This window comes from Arcicella sp. GW458-12-2-14-TSB2 (assembly GCF_059423785.1).
This window is the reverse complement of the sequence record NZ_JBWKYN010000245.1, coordinates 1-6,885: the sequence shown is the minus strand read 5'-3', so window position 1 is coordinate 6,885 and position 6,885 is coordinate 1. Positions and strand designations below refer to the sequence as shown.

The 6,885-nt window shown below is 37.0% G+C and carries 4 protein-coding genes; 1 reads left to right on the top strand and 3 read right to left on the bottom strand.

What is annotated here, in order from left to right:
- Positions 1 to 109: 109 nt before the first annotated feature.
- Together eutC and AC07XN_RS22675 are read right to left on the bottom strand one after the other, a co-directional pair.
- On the bottom strand, positions 110 to 874 hold the full coding sequence (eutC, locus tag AC07XN_RS22680) for an ethanolamine ammonia-lyase subunit EutC (RefSeq protein ID WP_494744718.1): 765 nt from the start codon (positions 872 to 874) through the stop codon (positions 110 to 112).
- Positions 874 to 2,256 carry an ethanolamine ammonia-lyase subunit EutB gene (locus AC07XN_RS22675; RefSeq protein WP_494744717.1) on the bottom strand — a complete coding sequence of 461 codons (1,383 nt, stop codon included), beginning with the start codon at positions 2,254 to 2,256 and terminating at the stop codon, positions 874 to 876. The genes eutC and AC07XN_RS22675 overlap by 1 nt, the downstream gene beginning before the upstream one ends.
- Positions 2,257 to 2,474: 218 nt before the next feature.
- Here AC07XN_RS22675 and AC07XN_RS22670 point away from each other — a divergent pair, with 218 nt between their 5' ends.
- Positions 2,475 to 5,285, top strand: coding sequence for a M16 family metallopeptidase (locus AC07XN_RS22670; protein ID WP_494744716.1), 2,811 nt, complete (start codon positions 2,475 to 2,477; stop codon positions 5,283 to 5,285).
- Between the two features lie 127 nt (positions 5,286 to 5,412).
- Here AC07XN_RS22670 and AC07XN_RS22665 read toward each other — a convergent pair whose 3' ends face one another.
- Positions 5,413 to 6,837 (bottom strand): TlpA family protein disulfide reductase, encoded by a 1,425-nt coding sequence (locus AC07XN_RS22665; protein ID WP_494744715.1) that lies wholly within the window; start codon positions 6,835 to 6,837, stop codon positions 5,413 to 5,415.
- Positions 6,838 to 6,885: the final 48 nt, after the last annotated feature.

Sequence of the window (6,885 nt, the reverse complement as noted above, 5' to 3'; positions counted from 1 at the left end):
ATATTAACTTATGTTAATTCATTAAAACAATCATGCTTATCTCTTTTTTTACCTCTTATTACCCATCATAGTTATAGTATCTATGTCCCGCATAAAAAGACTCAATTTTTTAAAGTAATTTATAATTAGCCATTTCATCTTTTAGCTGTACACCACTTATTTTTTTCCCTTTTATTTCATTTAACAAATAAAAAATCTTTTCTGTGGCTAACACATAGTTTAATCCTTCTGGACGAATATTAGAGACACAATTTCTACTTTCATCCGTCAGTCCCACTTGAGGTTGGTAAGTAATATAAGCACCCATACTATCTGCCGAAGTAAGCCCAGGGCGTTCGCCAATTAAAATAACTACGATGCTTGCCTTTAATAAAAAGCCTATTTCATCAGCAATGGCTACTCTCCCTTGTTCAACGATACAAATCGGTGCAATCTTCCAATTATCAGCTTGAAGTTTCGGAAGTAATAACTGTAAAAAAGGGAAGGAATGTTCATTAATGGCTTTCGCCGAGAGTCCATCGGCAATGACAAAACAAATATCAGCTTCAGTGGACTCTTTTTTACTCAACGTTTCTCTGGATAGTTGGCTGATAGTTCTTCCTAAGTCGGGACGTTGAAGATATTGTGAACGAGACTTTACCTCACTTTGCAAGGATAAGACTTCTATCTTAAAATTTGACATAAAAGCCTCGTGCAAACTGCTTATCTGAATTTCAGAATAAACGGCATCTCGTGCTTGAGCATGGTCAGATTGAAATTTCAATAATTCAGCCGTTGGCAAACTATGCCCAGCTCGCCCACGAGCGATGCGGGCAGGTGTATAGTTTTGTAAAAATTGCCATTGGTCGGCGGAGGCTGTTTTATTTATTTCCATTATCCTTCAATAAATCCTGTTACACTGCTGATTAATTGTTTATTCCCCGATTTCAAACGCATATTTTCATCAAAAATATTCATTTTCATAAGCCAATCTTCAAACTCTGGGGCGGGTCTTAGACCTAGCAGATGTCGGATATAAAGCGCATCGTGAAAAGATGTACTTTGGTAATGCAACATCACATCGTCGGCACCGGGAACGCCCATGATAAAATTACAACCCGCTGCCCCTAACAGGGTCAACAACGTATCCATATCGTCTTGGTCGGCTTCGGCATGATTGGTATAGCAAACATCTACGCCCATGGGTAGCCCTAACAGTTTTCCACAAAAATGGTCTTCAAGTCCTGCTCGTATAATCTGTTTGCCATTATACAAATACTCAGGGCCAATAAAGCCTACTACCGTATTGACCAATAAAGGATTGAAATGCCTTGCTACTGCATACGCACGGGTTTCGCAAGTTTGCTGGTCTAAGCCATGATGAGCATTTGCCGAAAGCGAACTCCCCTGCCCTGTTTCAAAGTACATTAAATTATTGCCTACTGTACCGCGTTTCAAGGAAAGTCCAGCCTCATATCCTTCTTGCAAAATATTCAAGTTTATACCAAACGAAGTATTGGTCGCTTCTGTGCCTCCAATAGACTGAAATACTAAATCGACGGGAGCATTTTGTTCTATCGCTTGAATGGTCGTAGTGATATGGCTAAGAATACAAGACTGCATCGGAATATCAAAGCGTTGACGAACACCATCCAGCATTTCGAGCAAGCGAATCACCGTAGGGACATTATCAGTAGCTGGATTGATGCCAATGACGGCATCGCCACTGCCATAAAAAAGCCCATCAATCATACTGGCGGCAATGCCTTTAAAATCATCAGTGGGGTGATTTGGTTGTAAGCGAGTTGAGAAATGTCCTTTTAGACCGATGGTATTTCTGAACTGCGTAATTACTTCACATTTTGAAGCAACGGTCACCAAGTCTTGAATACGCATTAATTTACTAACGGCCGCTACCATTTCGGGCGTTAATCCTCTTTGTAAAGCTTGGAGAACCTTAGTGTCGGTAGTTTCTTCCAACAAAAAATTTCTAAAATCTCCTACGGTTAAATGACTAATTTGGCTAAACGCTTTTATATCATGGGTATCAATGATTAACCGTGTAATTTCATCTTGTTCGTAAGGCACTAAGTGTTCAGTCAAAAACGTTTTCAGAGGCACCTCTGCTAAAGCCATTTGTGCTGCTACACGTTCTTCGGCTGAATAGGCAGCAACGCCTGCTAATTCATCTCCAGAACGCAAAGGACTGGCCTTTGCCATCAAGTTTTTTAGGTCTGCAAAGTGATAAATATGGTTTCGAATACAGGCTTGATACATTGGTTATCATTTTTAGCTTAGTCAATACAAAGAAACGTTTTTTTATCATTCACCCTATGATAATTTTTTTATATCAACCCCGTTATTCTACATCGGTAATGCTAACTTGCATTTTTATTAAATTAATCGAGTTTGTATTTATTATTTGTATAACCCCAAAATACAATAAACATTAAACAAGCACCCTCTCTAAGGGGTTAAGAGAGTCCTCTATTGCCATGAAAAAAGTTACTACCCTTATCGCTGTTGTAGCACTGAGTTTTATCTCGGGTTTTACAGTGATGGCTCAAGAAGATTTGAGCAAAAAGCTTCTTCCAATGGACCCAAAAGTAAAAGTTGGGGTTCTTCCAAACGGACTTAAGTATTATATCATGAAAAACGCTGAACCTAAAAATAGAGCACAGTTGCGTTTGATGGTAAAAGCGGGTTCTGTATTGGAAAATGATGAGCAACAAGGCCTTGCTCACTTTATGGAACACATGAATTTTAATGGAACGAAAAACTTTCCGAAAAACGAGTTAGTTGATTTCCTACAAAAATCTGGTGTCCGTTTTGGGGCAGATTTGAATGCTTACACAAGTTTTGATGAAACGGTGTATATGTTACCCGTTCCAACAGATTCGATAGAAGTATTCAAAAAGGGAATTCAAATTCTGGAAGACTGGGCTCATAACGCTACCTTAGACCCTACCGAAATTGATAAAGAAAGAGGCGTTGTATTAGAAGAATCTCGTACAGGCAAAGGTGCTCAAGCACGTATGCGTGATAAATTCTTTCCTATCATTCTAAACAATTCGCAATATGCCAAACGCTTGCCTATTGGTAAAGATGATATTCTAAAGAACTTCAAGTATGATGTGCTGAAACAATTTCATCAAGATTTCTATCGTCCAGATTTAGAAGCTGTAGCGGTAGTTGGTGATGTAGATGTAGCGATGGTAGAAAAAATGATTATCGAAAAATTTAGCGGTATTCAAAATCCTGCCAACGAAAAACCAAGAACAAAGTATAAAATTGACTTGAACGGTAGTACAGATGTAGCCATCATCACCGACCCTGAGCAACCGAATACGATTGTTCAGATTATGAATAAGCAGGAAAAACGCAAAGACGTTACTTATCAAGACCGTCGTGAAGGAATGCTTCGTTCATTGTTCAATCAAATGCTTTCTGGACGTATCCAAGAGCTTACTCAAAAAGCTGACCCTCCTTTCCAATATGGTTATGCAGGTTATAGCGGTTTTTTAGGTAACCTAGATGCTTTCAACACCGTGGTTGTAGCCAAAGGTAGTAACGTAGAAAAAGGCTTAAAAGCCATATTAGAAGAAGTAGCTCGTGCTAAAAAATTCGGCTTTAATGCTTCTGAATTACAAAGAGCCAAAACTCAGTATATGGTAGGTCAGGAACAGGCTTATAAAGAAAAAGATAAAACTGATTCTGAACAATTGGTAGAAGGTTTAGTAGGCGCTTTCTTAGAAGATGAAAACCTCACTTCAACTGAATTTGGGTATGAGTTTACTAAGCAATATTTGGAAGGTATAAAACTAGAAGAAGTAAATGCGTTGGGTAATTTATTGATTACAGATACCAACCGTGCCGTGATTTTGATGGCTCCTGAAAAAGACAAAGCTACCTTGCCTACAGAAGCTCAAATCAGAGAGTGGTTAAATTCTGCTGGAAAAGATGTGACAGCGTATGTTGACCAAACTGTCAACAAACCTCTGATTGCTAAATTACCGACGGGTTCTAAAGTAGTGGCTACCAAACAAATTCCAGAAGTAGGTCTTACAGAGTATACTTTTGCGAATGGAGTAAAGGCTGTTTTGAAACCAACAGATTTTAAAAATGATGAAATCTTGATTGGTGGTTATAGCTTTGGCGGGTCGAATTTATATGGTAATAAAGATGCTGATAATGCTCGTGTAGCTTCTGCTATTGCTTCTATTGGTGGCTTGGGGGATTTCTCTACAGTAAACCTCCGTAAAGCCTTAACAGGCAAAGTAGCGAGGGTTAGTCCATTTGTTTCAGGAACGACTGAAGGCATCTCAGGATCTAGTAACCCCAAAGACTTAGAAACGGCATTGCAGTTATTGTATAGTTATTTTACCCAGCCTCGTTTTGATGCTGATGTAGTAAAAGGTTTCTTGGCAAATCAGCGTGATGCTTTGGCGAGTCAACAAAAAACTTTGACGCCTGAGAAAGTATATAGTGACTCTTTGACAGCGATTTTAAGTAACTACGCTCCTCGTAATTTACCAATGACGGTAGAAAGATTGGAGAAGATTGATGCTACTCGTGCTTTCCAGATTTATAAAGAACGCTTTGCAGATGCTTCTGACTTTACGTTTTTCTTTGTTGGGAATTTTAAAAATGAAGAAGTTAAACCTTTATTAGAAAAATATTTAGGAGGCTTACCATCAACTAAACGCAAGGAAACTTATAAAGATTTAGGTATTCGCCCACCAAAAGGAAAGGTTGAAAAAACACTTTATAAAGGTACAGAACCTAAAGCACGTGTAACATTGGTTTGGTCTGGTGACTTTGATGGTACTGCCGAAAGCGAAACACAGGTTGAAGCTTTATCAGAAGTATTGGAAATCAAATTGATTGAGAAATTAAGAGAGGAAGAATCAGGAGTATATGGCGTAGGTGTAAGTGGCAGTACTGCTAAGATTCCTGCTAAACGTTATAATTTCCGTATTGCTTTTGGCTGTGCTCCTGAAAACGTAGAGAAGTTGGTAGCACGTACGTTGGCTGAAATTGAAAAAGTAAAAGAAAAAGGTGCTGAACAAACAGACATCGATAAGTTTAAGGTAGAAACGAAGCGTCAGACGGAAACACAATTGCGTGACAATGGTTTTTGGATGGGTTATTTACAATCTCAGTATCAAGAAGGTGACGATGTAAAATACATCTTGAAGGAAGAAGAAGCCCTTAAAAAAGTAACTGTTGAAAGTACTAAGACGGCGGCTAAAAAATACTTTGGTGATAATGTCATTAAAGTAATTATGTTGCCAGAGAAAAAGTAGTTTTTTGAAGACTAAAGATTATGAGACGTGAGGACAAAGGAAGAAATTCTTTTGTCCTCATTTTTTTGTTTTAGTCAATTAACAACGTAATCTAAACTCCGACCACGCAATGAATCAATCCCTACTCTTAATCAGTTTTCACATCTTTCAAAAACAAATCTATTTGCCATCTTAATGCTGGATTATGAGGCTGGATTGCATTGACTGTTATAAGGTTGCCATTAGCATCAATAATTATATATCTTGGTATCCATAAAGGCATTTTTTCACCAATCCTACGGGTTAATAAAAATTGAATAAATTTATCTGACTGCCCTATCCAGTAACTTCCTGAGCCTTCTTGAGATACTTCATAACGTTTAGATGCTTTTAACCACGCCTGTTTCTTTTTATCTATGGACAATGCTATAAAAGTGATGGGTTTCCCTTTGTAAAACTTAATATGTTCATTTAGGGGTTTCATTAGCATCAAACAAGGTGGACACCAACTTGCCCACATATCTATAAAAATTAGTTTCCCTTTGTTTTTATTGAGTAGTTCAGCCCATGTAATTGTACTTTTATCATCTTTTAGCAAGGTCTGTTTTAATACATAATCTGGATAAACGAAGTCCTTGTCATCTAATTTATCTTTTACATATTTTAAAAAGTATTCGTTTTTACAGAGGTTATAAAATGTAGCTACATTATCATAAAAATTAGCAGGGTTATATGGCTTGTTTATTCTAAGGATATAGGCCATCAAGAAATTTCGCTGGTCGCCCTTGAAATTTCTAACAGCAGAATTGAATTGTACTTGGAAATCATTTTTTCCACCCAAAGAATCTCTGCACAAAAATTGATTATAGGAAAATAATGCTCTTTTATATTCTACTCCCGCAACTGTTGTATCTAATCCAAAAATCTCGTGTTTAAACTTTGTCAAACTATCAGTATACCATGTAGGGAAAAATTTCCATGATGTATTTCCATAAATGAAAGGTGATAGCAACTCTACCAAAGTAAAACATTTTATTTCTTGTTCTGTCGCTTGATAAAGTATAGTATTGGTGCTGTCCCTATACCTAGATAATACATTTAATTGTCGATGCATTTTGTTGAAAATACTTCCAATCAAAATTTCATATTCACTTTTTAATACATCCTGAACCTTATAGCCAGAATGTGTTGCAAGTTCTAAGCCTACCTCCTTTTCTAAGGCAGTAAGAACACCAAATAATGAGTCTGGTTTATTTACACATTCATAGGATGTTTTATCGGCTCTTTCTTTAAACATTAAACTATCGCCTGGAAAAAGTAAAAAAGGTGTCAGTTTCCTTTCCCAACCTATATAAACTTGAGTTGGATAGGATATATTAAAAGTAAAATTATTGGAACGACCTTTCCAAATTACTGTTGAGATTTGTTCAAGTAGATCATCATAATAGCGAACCTTATGATTCGAAGAAGTGTCTTGAATGATAACCTGTGTTGATTGCCCTACACAATCTGATAGACTTAAAATAGCAAGAATACAGGCAATAATTCCCTGACTGAAAAGAGTAGATTTCATTGTATTAAATTTGGTAGATATTAATTAGATGTATTGTAAATATATTAA